This is a genomic window from Porphyromonas sp. HMSC077F02 (genome assembly GCF_001815465.1).
GTDB lineage: Bacteria > Bacteroidota > Bacteroidia > Bacteroidales > Porphyromonadaceae > Porphyromonas_A > Porphyromonas_A somerae.
Genome location: NZ_KV820690.1, coordinates 52,006 through 67,921 on the forward strand (window position 1 = coordinate 52,006; position 15,916 = coordinate 67,921).

The window sequence follows — 15,916 nt, forward strand, 5'->3', positions numbered from 1 at the left end:
GGCTAGCTGAATGGCACCCTGTCGGGTGCTCTGGCTGGGGCCTTTATCTGAACATTGTTTTTCTTGGGGTTAAATTTATTGGTGATTTTGTGTGTTGGTATTGATTAAGATATTATCTTTGCAAAACATAATGTTTGGCAAAGATAATTATTGGTGATATGAAATTTATAGATAGAGTAGAGGAAACAGCTGCGTTCATGCGTGCGTTGAGTCTTGGCCGGCCTGTGCTGATTGTGATTTATGGTAGGAGGCGTATTGGAAAGTCGGAGCTGATCAAGCATGTTTTGACCGAACAGGATGTATACCATCTGAGCGAAGAGGCACAGACGCAGCAACAGATAGATTCTTTTGCCAAGGCTGTATCTTTCACGTTTGATGGCTTTGATCGGGTATCTTACCACGACTGGGAGACGGTGCTCACCACCCTCAATCTATATGTTGGGGAAAATAGGTCGGTTTGCTTAGATGAGTTTTCGTATCTCGTCAAGAGTGATCCGTCACTGCCTTCCATCATTCAACGATTGGTGGACAACAATAAACTGAAATACAACCTGATCCTTTGTGGCTCCTCCCAATTGATGATGCACTCTCTGGTACTCAATGAGAAGTCTCCCCTATATCAACGCTGTACTTGGCAGCCAAAGCTGAAGCAACTGCGTTTGCCATATATTAAAGAAGCCTTGCATTGTTCCGACCAAGAAGCAGTGGAAGAATATGCCATTTGGGGCGGTGTGCCTCGCTACTGGGAACTTCGTGCCGACTTTGATAGTTTGGAGGAGGCAGTGCGCAATCTACTGGTCAATAATTATGGCACGCTGTACGATGAACCAACTCGATTGCTCCGTGATGAGCGTCGTGATACGGCTACCTCTTTCTCTCTGCTTACGACGGTGGGCAATGGAGTCAATCGCATTTCGGAAATAGCTGGCCGTATGAAGCAGCCTGCGACCAACCTTTCGCAGCCTATCAGCATTTTGACCGACTTGGGCTATGTGGAGAAAGATATCCCCTTTGGCGACAATCCGAAGAGTAGCAAGAAGGGATTGTATCGTCTTGGGGACAACTTTCTCTCCTTTTATTACAGGTTTATCAATCCCAATAAATATCTTATCGAATTAGACCGTCAGGATCTAGTAATGGATATCATCCGTAAGGACTTCAGTACGTACGTTGGTCAGGTATGGGAAAAGATATGTCGTGATTTCGTAACGGGTAATGAAATCGATGGCGTAGTTTATGGCATCGCCTCTCGGTGGTGGGGTGGCATACCAAAAGAGAAGGGTAGCAACGATTATGAGCAGGTGGAGCTTGACCTTGTAGCTGAGTCGCTAGACAAGAAGCACCTCCTCGTGGCAGAATGTAAATGGCGAGAACGTGATGAGGCACAGAGCGTATATGAGCAATTAACAAGTCGTGCCAGTCGCTTACCATTCGTAAAGAAGGGGCAAAAGGTACACACGATATTGTTCCTCAAGACAGAAACTAAGGCTGATGTTCCTTGCTATTATCCCAAAGACATCATAGCCTCTATGCTTCAATAAGAGGCCTAGCCTTTGTCGGGGGTGCCTTTAATGAGGGGGTACCTTTATCGAGGGGTACCTTTATCGGACAAGTCGGATAGGTCGTATGGTAGCATCGTTTTGCCGACCAGTCCGACTTGTCCGACCTGTCCGAAAAAGATCTCTTCTATAAAGTCACCCGATGGAAGAGCACCCGCGAGGGTGCCACTCAGCTAGCCCCTGGTCAAGGCACGAAGTGCCGAAGACCGGCGGGATCCGAGGCACCCCATATTCCACGACCCTTGTGGTCGCACCTACATAGGCTTGTGCGACCACAAGGGTCGATGACGTATGCCGTGCCTTTTTCCCGCTGGTCGTTCGGGGGCGTTTGCCCCCTCCGACCAGGGGCTATCTGAATGGCACCCTGTCGGGTGCTCTAACCGGGGGTGCTTTATCCGATTTCTTTGATAAAAATGGCCATTTGTAGGAGGTTAGTAATCAATGGGTTAGGAAGGCGAAAATTGAGATGCAACTAAGCATTTGCTTTGTTGCATCTCGCCGTTTGCTTAGTTGCATCTCGCCGATCGCTTAGTTGCAACTCAGTTTTTGCTTAGTTACCAGGAGTGGTATCGGGGTGCCTTTATCTAGGGGGTACCTTATTGGGTGGGGTGCCTTTATCGGACAGGTCAGACAAGTTGGACGGCTCGTGCAGTGGCGTCGTTTGTCCGAAAAAGGGACCTGCGATAAGAGGTTCCCCCAAGGGCCTCTGTGAGGGCCTTAGATAGGCCATCCTAAGGTTTGAGGATTTTACATGCATCAGTCCTTTAATGTAATATGATAAAGGGCGTACAAGTATTGACTTGCACGCCCCCTTATCATATTATTATGTAATTAGCTCGTCTAGTAACTAGAATTCATAAGTTACACTTGCATTGAAAGTTGTGCCAGGACCATAGTAAAGTCCATAGTTGTCTAAGCTAGCTACATAGCGCTTGTTGAGCACGTTGTACACATTTGCACGGATAAGGATACCTTGCTTTCCTGTGAGTGCAAAACGGTATGAAGCACCCATATCAAGTAGTCCATAGTTATCTAGCTTCTGAGATTTGTACTCTTTTCCCTTGACTGTTGCTTCAGCCAACTTCTTAATGTCTACATCACCATATAGGTTGAGATAATGATTGTAGTCTGCAAAAATTACAAATCCCTTAGCTTTGTACTCAGCACCGAATCCTAAAGTGCTCTGTGGTGCACTTCCGACCTTAGTACCAGCCAACTCAATTTCAAACTTATCAGCTACAGAATTTCCAGAATCATTGTCAATCACCTCAACAGGAGTCTTCCCTGAATACTTCCAATCGCCATAGGTAAAGTGACCACGAAGCATCAGCCCTGTCAATGGGTGAGTGCGTATATCAAGCTCTACACCCTTGTGAATTTGCGTTACATTGGAAAGCCTAAACCCAGCACTCTGTAGCAGTTTATGAGTATTGGGTGTGGTATAATCGTCCATGCCAAAGGCGAGGAATCTATTTGCCCAAGAGGTATAGTATACATTGAGATTGATTGTAGTGTACCCTGGAAGCTTTGCTGAATAGCCTGCTTCAAGGCCTAGGATATTTTCATTCTCTACCTTTTGCTCTCTAGGGCGAATGGTGGAGTACTCAAAAATGTTGTCCTTAAATGGCTGGCGAGAATAATACCCTGCATTTGCGAAAAACTTGTGATTTTCACCTGCTAGAATAGACGCACCACCCTTGATGTTAAAGCCAAAGCGATTAATTACATCGGACTTCTCATTGAGCAACTTGAAGTTTTCGGATGCTCTATAGCTTTGATTAGAGAAAGCAGCTTGTAAGAAAGAAGAGATTAAATCGTTATGGTACTCTACTTGCCCGAATAGCCCTTGGTAGTTAATCCACTCGCTACTATTGTATGCGATGCGATCTTCGGTAGGTGCATAGTTGAAGAGTGAAGCCCATGGGTCGGCTTTATAAGTATTGGTAATTAAATATGCACCATTTGCATCTAATAATGACTTATTACGTCCCTTTGCGTCGTTCCATCCCTTGAGACCAAATAGCTCTGTGAGCTGACGGAAGTGGTCTCCCTTATAAAAACGGAGATCTGCTCCGACATTTACAGATAGGTTCTCGTGGTTGTCATAAGAGTAGTTGGAAACGAGTCCAAACCAGTGGTGGTTATTAACAGAGGAGCGAATGGCAGTACCATCATACCCTTTGCCGTATCCACCAGCAATTGATTTATTGTATTCGTTTTCAATAAAGTCCCATCGGACTTGGCCATCAGCATCACGTCCAACTTTTTTCCCACTGGCATCTTTAATGTAATCAGGTCCATTTCCGTAGGCACCTGTTCCACCCCCACGACCAAATGATGCATATAGTACTGTGGATAGAGATTGTTTCTTGCTGATAGTCCAGTCCCAGTTGAGGTTCATTACTGGCTTGTGATAGTAGTTTTTGCGCTCACTCAGGACTTTGCCATTGTAGTAACCCCAATTCTTATTGTACTTGTATCCGTACTGGTCATATAGCTCTTGCTTAAGAGAGAAATGCTGGTTGTGCCACTGAGGAGCCCCAAAAATAAGGAAGTTAAACATGTGGTCTCCAGCTTTCTTACCTATAGAGAGGAAATAGTTTTGACCACTTCCCTGTGTGCCATCATTCCATTTGCGCTCACCTTGCCAATGGTCAATAAGTACTGAGACACCCCAGCCATTGCTTAGCAAACCTGTGTTGTATGCTGCTGTACCTTTGAAATACTTACCATAACCACCGATGAAACGAACAAATCCACCTCTTTCAAGGTCGGTAGCCTTAGTAACGATATTGATTGTACCACCGACAGAGGAAATTGCTAGCTTTGATGATCCCAAGCCACGTTGCACATCAATAGCATTGGCAATATCCGAGATACCAGCCCAATTGGACCAGTACATTTTACCATCCTCCATACCGTTGATGGGTTGTCCATTCAAAAGGAATGCGGTGTTGGACTGATCAAATCCACGCATAAACATCTGACTATCTCCAAAGCCTCCAGCTTGGTTGGCTACATAGACGTTTGGTGTGTTTTTAAGAGCCTCTGGGAATTCTACATTACCTACCGCTTTCATCTGAATTTCAGAAGCCTTGACGATAGTAGATGCTATAGGTGTCACACGATTAGCCACATCAATCACTCCTTTACCCACAACTAGTACTTCTCCTAGCTGAGTATTGTCTTGGTAGAGTGAAATAGTGCCTAAGGAACTCTTTCCAGATGCACTGTACTTAACAGTTGCACTCAAGTAGCCTAAGTAGTTTACTTCGAGTGTGCCATTTCCTGTAAGAGAGATAGTGAATTTACCATCCATGTTGGTCGTGGTACCTTTAGACGAATCTTTGCTATCTACCACCACAGCACCAATAAGAGGCTCATGTGTATCACCATCCACTACTACGCCTGTATAGGTCTTCTGTGCCCAAGAGGATGCACAAGTAAAGCCTAGTAAAAGCGAAAGCATTAAAAGCCTATAAAACTGTTTCATAAGTTTGCTTTTTTAGTTTATAAATTGTTGTCTCAAATAATAATCTACAATGGTCAATCTAATTCAATTGCAAAGTTACCTAAAACAATGTAGATTGGTGATATTATAAATTAAGATTTTGTTACATATCCTCGGAAAAGCTGTTATTTTTCAGGCTTTGGTGAAATAGACAGATAACACTTGCTATTCGGTAGCTTGGTGGAGTAGTTAGTTTTATTTACTTTTGTAGGTAGATATTAATTAGTGGAAAGGAGTGAAGCTATGCCAGATGTAGTGATGACCTTTAAGGGTCGGCCATATAACCTTACGGAGGAGCCTATGATCATAGGTATCCTCAATCATACACCCGATTCATTTTATGCCGGTAGTCGCATTGAGGGTGAGCGAAATATACACCAACGGATTGAGGAGATCATTGACCAAGGGGGTAAGATGATTGATGTGGGGGGGTACAGCTCTAGGCCTGATGCTGCGGAGGTCTCTGAGGAGGAGGAGTGGCGACGGGTGAAGGAGGTATTGGATATCCTGAAGAAGGAGTACCCTAGGTTGCCGGTGAGTGTTGATACCTTTACCGCTTCGGTGGCACGTAAGTCGGTAGAAGAGGGTGGGGCAGATGTGATTAATGATGTCTCGGGTGGGCGTATTGACCCACTGATGTTGCAGACGGTGGCGGAGCTACAGGTACCTTATGTGCTGATGCATATGCGGGGTACGCCCAAGACGATGCAGAGCCTCTGTGAGTACAAGGGGCGTGTGGCTGATGGGGTGATTGAGGAGCTACTGGTGACAATCGAGAAGCTGAGGGAGCTGGGGCTTCGGAAGGAGCATATCATCCTCGACCCTGGCTTTGGCTTTAGCAAAACGACGGAGCAGAATTATGAGCTGATGAGTGACCTTGATAAGTTTAGGGTACTCGACTATCCTCTCTATGTGGGGATTAGCCGTAAGAGTATGATCTATAGATACTTTGGCACTACCCCAGCTGAGGCACTCAATGGTACCACGGTGCTAAATACTTATGCGCTTCTTCATGGGGCGCACTTTATCCGTGTGCACGACGTGCGGGAGGCGTGGGAAGCGATGAAGATGGTACAGGAGATTAAGCGACTAAGCTAAGCATTAGGGGTATGGAGTGGTTGGCGTTTTCCTTTAAGGATTTTATGGATATCCTACTAGTGGGGCTATTGCTCTACTATGTCTATGATGTGCTCCGAAAGAGTGGTAGTGCCACGATCTTTGGAGGGATTATCTCGCTGATCCTCATTTGGATTGTCACCTCTCAGATCCTCCGCATGAGGGTGCTTGGGGGAATATTGGATGCTCTCTTTAGTGTGGGGATTGTGGTGATCGTCATTATATTTCAGGATGAGATAAAGGGCTTCCTTACCCTGCTAGGTAGCACGCAGAGGTGGCGATTTATTCGCCGAATCTTTAAGCCTGAGAAAAATGTGGAGGTGAGTCGGGAGCAGAGCTTTATCGGAATGATCTCTTTTGCCTGTGCCAATATGGCAAAGAAAAAGACCGGTGCCCTTATCGTGATTGAGCAGGGCACCAGTCTGGAGCAGTATATCCATACGGGGGAGATTATCAATGCGCAGGTCAATTCGCGGTTGATAGAGAATATATTCTTTAAGAATGCTCCGCTACATGATGGGGCGATGATTATCCGTGACTATACCATCGTGGCGGCGGCCTGTATTCTGCCTGTAGCACAGGGGCAAGAGCTACCGAAAGAGATGGGGCTAAGGCACCGCTCGGGACTAGGGATGTCGCAAGCAACGGATGCGAAGGTAATCATCATCAGTGAGGAGCGTGGGGAGATATCGATTGCACACAATGGGGAGATGATCGCTGATGTGACGACAGATCAGTTGCAACAATTTATCAGCAATGACTTTACCGACCTCGGGAAGATAGGTACGCTTGTCACAGCTCACGCCGTATAGAGAGGAGGTGGACTATGCGTGGAGGGCTTCGCTACTTACTTCTACTCTTTTCGCTACTTTCCGCACTGGTAGTAGAAGCGCAGGAGTTGGCTCCTGTAGTGATGCCTGAATTGCTCGTATTGGGTAGCCACACTAAGTATGAGGAAGATAATGATGCGGTAGCCCTGATTGAGCGGACTGCTACGCGGGAGCGTGCCGATAGGGCGGCACGGCAGTTGGATTATAGCTTTCAGCAGTCGGAGCAATTGCTTCTGGCGCTTGGTCGGGTGGATAAGTGGCGGGGCGCACTGCGTAAGGGGGTGCCTTTCTTTGATCGCTACTTGATTCATTCGCATATTGATGGTACGCCTGTCTTACCGCTTTCGGAGTACCAAAAGGTCTATCTCAAGGGGTACAATCATACGACGCAGCAGCTCAATGAAGCTATCTTATATAGTCAGCATAATGGGTTGGATCAAAACATCAGTGATGGCTCTCAGAGTGTGAGGCTGGAGGAGTTATTCTCCAAGGTGGACCTCTTTGAGAAGTATGTGAAGATACTAGATACCAAGCTCCCCGCACCTCTTTCGGAGCAGGCAAGACACCACTACAAGTACTATCTTACAGATACCATTATATCGGCTGGGTACGTGGCTCAGGTGGTGGACTTTATCCCACGTCAGTCCCATGCCCCTTCTTTTTCGGGACGGTTGCTGATTGTGGAGGATCATGGCCCGCGATTGCTCAATGCTTACCTTATCTTTCCGAAGCAAATCGATATTAACTTCGTGGAGGATCTTCGTCTGCAGCAACAATTTGTGAAGACCTCGGTGGGGTGGCACCTCAAGGAGGAGCGTCTGGTGGGTAATCTGAAGCTATTTATCAATCTACTCTCTCTCTATGTGGAGCAATCAAGGCACTACGATGAGTATGGCGAGCAATCGCCTGACTCCGAGATTATCGCTCTGAAGCAACCTTTTAATGACTGGCAGGATAGGGAGTTAGCAAAGCCAGTTCTCTCTTCTGCCATTGCCCGAAACCTGCTGACCACAAGCGATGGCCTGCGGAGGTTTATGGACCAATTCAAACAGCTAGGGTGGCAGCGTGTGGTACTGGAGTTGGTGGATATGGTGAGTCTCAACTATATTCGTACGAAGTGGGATTACAGCAAGATTTACGGAGGAAGCCTCTTTGACCTCGGGCCTGTGAATGAGCTGGTCGATGCCAATCATACGGAGGGGCTACGTATCAAGGTGGGAGGAAGGACTACCGGCTATCTCTCGCACCGTCACTTCTTTAATGGGTATCTTGCCTATGGATTTAAGGACCGACGCCCTAAGTATGGCGTTGGCTACGCCTATTCTTTTAGACCTAAGCGCTACTTTAGGGAGGAGTTTCCTCAGCACGAAGTATCGCTGAGCTATCAGCACGATATCTATATCCCAGGTCTTGAGGTACAGAATAACGACCGAGATAATATCCTCTATGATGTTGGGGTATCGTATCTGGCGACTACCTCTTATCGAAATCTCTTAACTCTGGAGTATCTAAAGGACTTCAATGCAAGTCTCTCTCTCAGGCTTTATGCTAGCTATAGGGAGGATAGGGCGAGTGGGCCGCTTGATTTTGTGCGGGTTAATCACGACCACTCTCTGCAGAAGCTGCCTAAGATCACCGATGTATATTCGGGCGTGGAGCTACGGTGGGCGATCGGTGAGCGTATCTTTGATGGCTCTATGCAAAGACACCGGCACTACGCGAATGTATATCGCGAGGTACCGGTGCTAAAGCTTCGCCACGAGTGGGCGGATAAATGGTTGGGGGGTGACTTCCGTAGGCAGCGTACTGAGCTATCTGCTGAGCAGAGACTCTGGATGGGGGTCTTTGGTCGTCTGGACTATCAAGTGACGGTGGGGAAGCTATGGAGCTCGGTGCCCTTTCCTGTCTTATATACGCCACCGACTAATATCGGAATTATGCACAAGCACAATACGTTCCAATTGCTCAACCCTTTGGAGTTCGTTGCAGATGAGTGGCTGACGGCCTTTATGGAATACCATATGCGAGGCGTGGTCTTTGACCGTATCCCATTGATCAATAAGTTGCGACTTCGGGGTGTGCTGACGGCCAACTTCCTCTATGGTAACCTCACTGCTAAGAACCGACAAGCTACGGGTAATGAATTATTCGTACTCCCTGTGCATACTACTGAGATGCAGGATCAGGTCTATGCTGAGGTGGGCTTTGGGCTGGAGAATATACTCAAGGTGGTGCGCATTGACGTCTATCGTCGCCTCTCTCCGCTTAAGGCTCACTCCAAAGGTCCATGGGGGGTGAAGCTAGATTTATCGCTTAGCTTTTAGGTGGATAATTCGTTGGTTGCTGCTACCTCTGAAGGAAAGGGTAGGGTCGTACAATCGCTTCTCAAAGGGACCATCGACCAATACATCGATCCACTCTAGTAGCGGTGCTCGCTCTGGATCCGCAAGCAGTTCTTCGTAAAGGTAGCCTGTGTAGCACCAGATGCTTAGTCCCGTCTCCTCTCGCACTCTTCTGAGTAGAGGACCGAAGTCGGTGGGGTTGTAGAAGGGGTCTCCGCCACTAAAGGTGACGCCATCGAGTAGGAAGTTGCCCTTAATCTCCTCTATTATGTTGCCTATCCGCTCCTCCGTCAGTGGCTCTCCTGCCTGTGGCGACCAGCTGAGTGGGTTGTGGCAACCAGGGCAGGCGTGCCGACACCCTGCCAAGTAGATGCTATACCTTATCCCATCGCCATCGAGGATGGTCTCGGGAATTACCTTGAGCAGATGGAGCATACCACCTAGGTAAGTAGTAAGATCATCCACTGTGCCGCCATCACTCGTAGGAAGAGGGTGACTGGATAGACGGTAGCATAGACCACCGATGGGATATTGTTTTTAGTGGCATCTGGAGTGAGCGATAGGGCTGGGGCAAAGGTCATATTCCCCGCCACATACCCTAAGAGGGTGAAGTAATCTAGCTTGAGCCAAAGGCGTCCAATCACGAGGGTGATCCAAAGCGGAATCATCATCATCAGTGCTGCGTAGCCCATCCAGACAAAGCCACCGCTCATGAGCTTCTCCACAAAGCTACCCCCGACACTCAGTCCCACGCAGGCTAGGAAGAGGGTAATCCCTATCTCCCGTATCATCATATTGGCACTCTCGGTGTTGTGGGTGTTGAGCCTAAACTTTGTTCCGAAGTTGCTCAGTAATATGGCTACAATCAGTGTGCCGCCTGAAAAGCCGAGCTTCACCGGCATACTCATTCCGGAAAGCTGTATCTCCAAGCTCCCAACAAGTACACCTAGCAGTAGTGCCAAGAAGAGCACCAGCAGATTGGGTCGCCTTAGGTTGGTAGCTGAGTTGCCAAGTATCTTCTCCACATGTTTTACGTCCTCCTCTTGCCCCACAATCACCACCGTATCACCTACTTGTAGGCGGAGGTCGGGCTTAGCGATTAAGTGGACGCCAGCACGATAAAGGCGTGAGACATTGACATTGTAGAGTGTCCTAAACTTGAGTTGCTCAATGCTCTTGCCGGTGATATTGGGGTGCGTCACTAGCACACGGTGAGATACCAAGGTATTATCGAGCTTAAACCAGGTGGCATCGCTCATCTCGAGCCGACGACCTACGAAGGCAGCGATGGTCTCCACCTCGTCTTGCTCCGAGATAACCAAGAGCTTATCGCCCTCATAGATTTTTGAATTGGAGCTAGCCATCTCCACCTCGCCAGTGCCTTCGTGCAAGATACGAGAGATGACTACCTCGTATTTCTCTAATAGCATCTTTACGTGGTAGATATCCATCCCGAAGAGGGCTGGATTGGTCACTTCTAGAGAGTAGACTAGGGCTTCTCGTTTATTCGCCTGCTCCCTCTCCTCCAATTCCTTCTCCTCACGTGCCACATCAATCTTAAAGATCCACTTGATGATTGAAAGGGTGACCACCATCCCAACAATGGCAACTGGATAACCAAGGGCATAACCTATGCCGATATCTTGTGGTGTACTTCCCGAGAGCATTCGTGCTGTCTCCTGTGCCGATGCAAGCGAAGGGGTGTTGGTCACCGCACCCCCTAGGATACCCATCAATGTGGCTATCTGTTCGCTTGAAAAACGGTAGATGAGGTAGGTGACGACTAGTGAGAAAAAGACTGATGCGATAGAGAGTAGATTCAGAGATACGCCTCCTTGCTTGAAGGTGGCAAAGAATCCTGGCCCTACGATCATACCAATACCAAAGATAAAGAGGATCATCCCACTCTCCTTCACAAAAGAGAGCACGTGAGGATCCATTGATAGGCCTAAGTGGCCCATCAATATCCCCACAAAGAGTACCCAGGTGACCCCGAGTGAAAACCCTCGTACCTTTACCTTGCTTAGTGCAGTGCCCACTGTCACCACTAAAGCGAGTACAAACATCGAAGAAGCGATATCCCCACCTAGGAGTAGTTGCTTCAGTACATCCATCATCTTTAATTAGCTTAGTTAATGATGCTTTACACGGTCCCGCTCCTCGGCACGCTTAGCAGAGTTCCACGAGGCGAGGTCACCAGTAAGATAACCCGTGATTCGCCTCATGCGTTGGATATCCTCACTTCCGCAGATTGGGCAACGGTCGTAGATCACTCCCTTATAGTGGCAGCTCCTACAGGTGTCAATTGGATGGTTGATAGAGCCGTAGCCAATCTGATTGTCCTTCATCAGCTTCACGATCTTTACGATCGCACGAATGTTTTTCTTCGCTTCACCATCCAGCTCTATATAGGTAATATGCCCACCAAGCGTGAGTGCGTGGAATGGAGCCTCTAGCCTGATCTTATCGGCAATGCGTACCTCCTCCTTTACATCGATATGAAATGAATTGATATAGTACTCTCGGTCATTGACCCCAGGTATCTTGCCGTACCGCTTCACATCAAGCTTTGTAAAGCGACCCGAAAGCCCCTCGGCAGGAGTGGCGAGTACCGAGTAATTGAGGTGATACTTCGCCTTCATCTCGCCAGCCACCTCATTCAGCACCACTAGGCACTCCCGCAAAGTCTCCCACGCAGCAGAGCTCTCGCCGTGTCCCCTACCATAAAGTGCATACATCGCATTGTGACCGCCGATAAATCCAATTCCCAGCGTACCGCTATCCAATACCGAGCCTACCTTGTCATTGGGTTTCAAAGCACCGCCTCCCTTCCATACATCGTTGCCCATCATAAATGGGAACTGACGAGCCAGTGCACTCCGTTGGTAGAGATATCGCTCATGTAGCTGTTCGCCAACTAGTAGTGCCATCTCTCGTAGCGACTCCTTTAGCTTTTGGATAGATACGCTCAAGATCCGGCCAGAGTCGGCAACCGAACCGCACTCGCGCTCCGCAGCACGACGAGCCTCAATCGCCAGCCTTGGTAGATTGATAGTGGTAAAGGATAGATTGCCCCTTCCTACAGAACTTTGTACCCCATTGATATTCTCAAAGACACGGGTGCGGCAACCCATCGTTGCAAGCTCATAAAGATAACGATTAGGGTCATCGGCACGCCAAAGTTTATTTTGATTGAAGGGGGTGTCGAGGAACAGGAAGTTAGGGAAGAGTGCCCTTGCTGTGGTCTTGCACGCTTTTAGGAATAGATAGAAGTTGGGTGCTTCAAACTCTAGCTCGCCCCTCATCGCAGCATCAAAGTCGGTCATTGCCAATTCATAGTCACGCTCTGAATAAGAGACCCCCTCCTTCACCTTAAATATCTGAATGGGGAAGACTGGCACCTCACCTCCAGCTCCTAGTCCCTCCATAGTCGCTTCCATCAACTCCTCGATCACCATCTGCCCCTCGGCACTGGTATCGGTGCCGTAGTTAATCGAGCTAAAGACCACCTGGTTGCCGCCTCTGGAGTGCATCGTATTGAGATTGTGGATAAATCCCTCCATCGCCTGGTGCGTATCTCGCCTGGTTAGTTCGCGAGCCTCCGCCACCATCATCTCCAGATCTTCGTAGGCGATAGCATCGTTAGTCACCTTGGAGAGCTCATCATATAGCCCGCGAATCTCCCCCGCACTCGGCATGATGTTGCCTACAGCGTCGGTAATCATCGTTCGCAGTGCCTTCCTCTCAAGGTTCCCCTCACCACTTCTAGCCTTTACCATAAAGGGAATCAGCTCTGCCAAGTGCTTCACAAACGACTTGTATACCCCAGGTGCCATAAAGTAGTCAAAGGCGGGGATTGCCTGCCCTCCGTGCTGCTCATTTTGATTGGTTTGGAAAATGATCGTTGCAAGAGTGGCGTAGCTCTGGATGCTCTGAGGAGTACGGATACTCCCATTCTTTGTGTGGAAACCCCGTTCGTAGAGATCTTTCAGATCGTACTGTACACAAGTAGTGGTCTTGGTGGGGTAGTAGTCGAGGTCGTGTATGTGGATATCCCCACGCCTGTGTGCTTCGGCAAATTCGGGGGAGAGTAGATAGCGGTAGGCATAGTCCTTGGAGACCTCACTCGCGAAGGTCATCATCTGACCAGCTGGAGTGTGGCTACTCATATTGGCATTGCTCAGATTGATATCATTTTCATCGATCCGTACAATCCCATCAAAAGACTTCTTGAGGTCGGTGCGTTTGTGCCGCTGCGTATTGCGCCACTCCCTATAGATAATGTAGCGCTTCGCTACATCGGGGCGCACCTTCATCAGCTCGCCCTCCACAATATCTTGTACCTCCTCTACCGAAATGGTAGTCTGCTCTATGCACGACAATACTTGGCGAGTTACTTGCTGTACCTCACCATAATTATCTCCATTGCCACTCGCTACGTAGGCCTTGAGAATAGCGTTTTCAATCTTAGAGGGGGTAAATGGCTCCTGCACGCCATCCCTCTTAATGATGTAAAGAACTGGATTATTCATATTACTTTAACTCCCGAAAGTTGATTAAATAGGTTTTATAATACGGTAAAATGCATCTGTCGGTCTTCTGACTTATCTCATACACCTCCGTACCTTCCCGCCCACATGGGCAGTGGCAAACGATCGGGGTGCTGTCAAGGCTTCCAAGCCCATCAAGACTTACAGCAGCGGGTACTGTACTGGACTCACACCAGTTTCCCAAGAGGTGAACTCTATCACCTCCACAAATGCACTACAAAGATACCTATTTTTATAGACCTGATAGCATTATATTCAGAAACAAAAATCCTCGGCAGTAACGCCGAGGATATAAAGAAAGTGGAGAATACCGGACTCGAACCGGTCACCTCTACAATGCCATTGTAGCGCTCTAGCCAGATGAGCTAATTCCCCATACTCCCCACAAAGATAACAAATATATCACCACCCACCAACTTTCAGCCAATGAAGTAGCTGATATAATGGACGTAGTACATTATATGTTATACCTTCTAAGGCTCAAATATGTAATCCTTGTTCTCCGACAGTCTATCACAAATCATGGCGAGAGAGTCTTGGCGAATAAGCATCAAGGTGCTATCGGTAGCTTCGGAGATAAGAAGTTTATAATCTCCTCGTGAATCCTGCATAAAGAGGGTGTCACTATCTATGGACCATCTTCCGGAGTATATTCTCTTGTACCCATCGGGTGCTACGAACACTTGGGTGATCGTTTGGTTGGGGTTAAAGGAGATATAATACTTTACTCCGTTAATTACTTCCCGTAGCTCCCACCTTCCAAGTATGGCATATTCGTGCTTAGTCTCGCTGTTCCTCGCACAAGAGATGTTCATAACGATAACGAATAATAAAGTGAGAAATGCTAACCTTTTCATAATGCTAATTCAACTGATAGAAAAATAGAGCGGGGTATGTCTACACCCCGCTCTATTCCTTTTTATTAGTTATTCAGTGTACACTTCAATCTCTACGATATCGGCATAACTAACTCTACTGATAAAGTCAGATAATAGAATCGCATCTATGTCAATTGCTTCGTTGAAGACAATATACACAGGGTTGGCTGGCTTGTCCATTAAGATGGAGCCTTGAGTAACATAAGTAGATCCACCGTTATTGGTAGCATGGACAGTTACTCCCTTCAAGGACTTATTGCCTTCCCAGTGATATGGATTTCCCCATACTACAATGGCTTTAACCTTTGATTTACTAGCTAGTTTAAGCTCTAAAGTAGTGGAGCTTCCTGATTCTACCCACCAGTTGTTACTGCGGTAATGAGTGTTACCATCAAACATTACCCAGAGTCTGCCAGATTGATAGTCGGACTTAGGTGTGATATCACTCGATGGATATTTGGTCACCCCATCAGGTAGATTGTCTGCAGCAGTCACATTGTTGCCCTGTGGAAGAGCTACTGAAGCTGTCGCTTTGACCTCAATCAGGTTGAAACCCTTTGCAAACCTCAGTGTCTTAGAAGTTGTTGAAAAGTCTAGAACTAAAGCGTAGGTGGTTTCCATCTCATAACGCTCCAAGTCCTTCTCTTCAAGAGTGATAGAGACCTTGGCAGATTTCTCCCCTGCTGGGATCTTTATCTCCTGAGGAAAAGTAAGAGCATCCTTAGTTAGTTCCTTATACATTGGGTTGGCGGTGAGTAGTTGCTCAGTCTTTTTGGCATCTACATCTAGTGTGAGAGTCACCTCCTCACTAAGCGCCTTAGTCAATTGTACCTTAAGGTCAATTGTTTTTGGATCGCCAACCGACACATTTCCACTCGTTTCCCTAAGGATAGAGAAGTTGGCTACTTGATCTTCCTTAGCCATATAAACGTAGGGGGTGTCATCAAATTGGAAAGGATCGGGAGTATCTACTGCCACCTTTTTCTCATCAATGGCATATTCGTAGTTGGACTCAACAATCTCTGGATCTGGTGACTGACACGAAGCCATTAGCCCAATCACTGAGATCGCCCATGTTGCATACGAAAAATATTTAGTCTTCATATTATATATATCTTCAATTGATTAGC

10 protein-coding genes, 1 tRNA gene and 1 riboswitch are annotated in these 15,916 nt (G+C 47.4%); of the genes, 4 read left to right on the plus strand and 7 right to left on the minus strand.

The features are described 5' to 3' along the window. The first annotated feature begins 158 nt into the window (after positions 1-158). Positions 159-1,541: an ATP-binding protein gene (locus HMPREF3027_RS08965; protein WP_070708274.1), complete on the plus strand. Its 1,383-nt coding sequence runs from the start codon at positions 159-161 to the stop codon at positions 1,539-1,541. Between the two features lie 865 nt (positions 1,542-2,406). On the opposite strand, the gene HMPREF3027_RS08970 is transcribed toward HMPREF3027_RS08965, so the two are convergent. Continuing rightward, the gene (locus tag HMPREF3027_RS08970) at positions 2,407-5,052 is read right to left on the minus strand and encodes a carboxypeptidase-like regulatory domain-containing protein (RefSeq protein ID WP_070708276.1); all 2,646 of its coding nucleotides are present in this window, start codon (positions 5,050-5,052) and stop codon (positions 2,407-2,409) included. Positions 5,053-5,313: 261 nt separating this feature from the next. Between HMPREF3027_RS08970 and folP the strand changes: the two genes are divergently transcribed. The 3 genes from folP to HMPREF3027_RS08985 are packed head-to-tail and all read left to right on the plus strand — an operon-like array spanning position 5,314 to position 9,340. Further along, positions 5,314-6,168 (plus strand): dihydropteroate synthase, encoded by an 855-nt coding sequence (gene folP, locus HMPREF3027_RS08975; RefSeq protein WP_070708278.1) that lies wholly within the window; start codon positions 5,314-5,316, stop codon positions 6,166-6,168. Positions 6,169-6,179: 11 nt separating this feature from the next. Next, the gene (gene cdaA / locus HMPREF3027_RS08980) at positions 6,180-6,998 is read left to right on the plus strand and encodes a diadenylate cyclase CdaA (protein ID WP_018027657.1); all 819 of its coding nucleotides are present in this window, start codon (positions 6,180-6,182) and stop codon (positions 6,996-6,998) included. Positions 6,999-7,012: 14 nt separating this feature from the next. Further along, positions 7,013-9,340, plus strand: a complete 2,328-nt coding sequence (locus HMPREF3027_RS08985; protein ID WP_070708280.1) for a DUF5686 family protein — start codon at positions 7,013-7,015, stop codon at positions 9,338-9,340. Here HMPREF3027_RS08985 and nrdG read toward each other — a convergent pair. The 6 genes from nrdG to HMPREF3027_RS09015 all read right to left on the minus strand — a co-directional run bounded on the left by nrdG (position 9,323) and on the right by HMPREF3027_RS09015 (position 15,890). Further along, entirely contained in the window at positions 9,323-9,793 is a 471-nt protein-coding gene (gene nrdG, locus HMPREF3027_RS08990; protein WP_070708282.1) for an anaerobic ribonucleoside-triphosphate reductase activating protein, read from the minus strand. The genes HMPREF3027_RS08985 and nrdG overlap by 18 nt on opposite strands. 5 nt (positions 9,794-9,798) lie before the next feature. Continuing rightward, positions 9,799-11,475, minus strand: coding sequence for a putative transporter (locus tag HMPREF3027_RS08995; protein ID WP_083317579.1), 1,677 nt, complete (start codon positions 11,473-11,475; stop codon positions 9,799-9,801). A gap of 15 nt (positions 11,476-11,490) precedes the next feature. Continuing rightward, on the minus strand, positions 11,491-13,890 hold the full coding sequence (locus tag HMPREF3027_RS09000; protein ID WP_070708284.1) for an anaerobic ribonucleoside triphosphate reductase: 2,400 nt from the start codon (positions 13,888-13,890) through the stop codon (positions 11,491-11,493). A 39-nt stretch (positions 13,891-13,929) separates the two neighbouring features. Further along, positions 13,930-14,134: riboswitch (cobalamin riboswitch) on the minus strand. 75 nt (positions 14,135-14,209) lie between these two features. Beyond that, positions 14,210-14,283 (minus strand) — tRNA-Ala (locus HMPREF3027_RS09005). Between the two features lie 98 nt (positions 14,284-14,381). Further along, the gene (locus HMPREF3027_RS09010; protein ID WP_070708286.1) at positions 14,382-14,765 is read right to left on the minus strand and encodes a lipocalin family protein; all 384 of its coding nucleotides are present in this window, start codon (positions 14,763-14,765) and stop codon (positions 14,382-14,384) included. Positions 14,766-14,834: 69 nt separating this feature from the next. After that, a complete protein-coding gene (locus HMPREF3027_RS09015; protein WP_070708288.1) occupies positions 14,835-15,890 on the minus strand; it encodes a BT_3987 domain-containing protein in 1,056 nt (351 codons plus the stop codon). Between the last annotated feature and the right edge of the window lie 26 nt (positions 15,891-15,916).

What these genes read in the sequence shown, in the direction of transcription:
- HMPREF3027_RS08965 (WP_070708274.1), top strand. Translation starts at nt 159, where the DNA reads ATGAAATTTATAGATAGAGTAGAGGAAACAGCTGCGTTCATGCGTGCG.
- HMPREF3027_RS08970 (WP_070708276.1), bottom strand. Translation starts at nt 5,052, where the DNA reads ATGAAACAGTTTTATAGGCTTTTAATGCTTTCGCTTTTACTAGGCTTT.
- folP (WP_070708278.1), top strand. Translation starts at nt 5,314, where the DNA reads ATGCCAGATGTAGTGATGACCTTTAAGGGTCGGCCATATAACCTTACG.
- cdaA (WP_018027657.1), top strand. Translation starts at nt 6,180, where the DNA reads ATGGAGTGGTTGGCGTTTTCCTTTAAGGATTTTATGGATATCCTACTA.
- HMPREF3027_RS08985 (WP_070708280.1), top strand. Translation starts at nt 7,013, where the DNA reads ATGCGTGGAGGGCTTCGCTACTTACTTCTACTCTTTTCGCTACTTTCC.
- nrdG (WP_070708282.1), bottom strand. Translation starts at nt 9,793, where the DNA reads ATGCTCCATCTGCTCAAGGTAATTCCCGAGACCATCCTCGATGGCGAT.
- HMPREF3027_RS08995 (WP_083317579.1), bottom strand. Translation starts at nt 11,475, where the DNA reads ATGATGGATGTACTGAAGCAACTACTCCTAGGTGGGGATATCGCTTCT.
- HMPREF3027_RS09000 (WP_070708284.1), bottom strand. Translation starts at nt 13,890, where the DNA reads ATGAATAATCCAGTTCTTTACATCATTAAGAGGGATGGCGTGCAGGAG.
- HMPREF3027_RS09010 (WP_070708286.1), bottom strand. Translation starts at nt 14,765, where the DNA reads ATGAAAAGGTTAGCATTTCTCACTTTATTATTCGTTATCGTTATGAAC.
- HMPREF3027_RS09015 (WP_070708288.1), bottom strand. Translation starts at nt 15,890, where the DNA reads ATGAAGACTAAATATTTTTCGTATGCAACATGGGCGATCTCAGTGATT.